This is a genomic window from Psychromonas sp. Urea-02u-13 (assembly GCF_002835995.1).
In the GTDB taxonomy this organism is placed as follows: domain Bacteria; phylum Pseudomonadota; class Gammaproteobacteria; order Enterobacterales; family Psychromonadaceae; genus Psychromonas.
Genome location: NZ_PJBZ01000288.1, coordinates 1 through 392, shown reverse-complemented (window position 1 = coordinate 392; position 392 = coordinate 1). Strand labels below are relative to the sequence as shown.

Annotated in this window: 1 protein-coding gene; it reads right to left on the bottom strand. The window is 36.0% G+C overall.

Annotation, left to right across the window (positions count from 1 at the left end; all coding sequences use genetic code 11):
* Positions 1-371: hypothetical protein (locus CXF74_RS21765; RefSeq protein ID WP_101084711.1), on the bottom strand; the 371-nt coding region annotated here is incomplete at its 3' end.
* Between the last annotated feature and the right edge of the window lie 21 nt (positions 372-392).

The window sequence follows — 392 nt, the reverse complement described above, 5'->3', positions numbered from 1 at the left end:
GCACAAAAGTCTTCATACCATTTACACAAAGCGTCAACTTCATTTTTTATTGAAGGCTCTTGTAAACTACCAATTTTCTGGTCAATATTTTCCAATTTAACCAACTCTGAACACAGGTTACCAATTGATGTCATCGTTCGAGCTAGATCATCAGTATATGGTTTAGAGCGCCCTAATTCATGACTTTTACAAATAACCTTTCTTGTTAAATTTTCAGGTGCAACCCAAGAGCTTATTAAAAACTCATGGATAGTTACAGGATCATTAACAACAACGCCTCTGTGCCTTTCATCGACACCAAGTGACTCGATTTTTTCACAAGTGTCTATTGCCGTGTTCATAAGTTTTCTAATTGATGCCCAATCTGTCATTGCAGAATATCTCTAATTGTA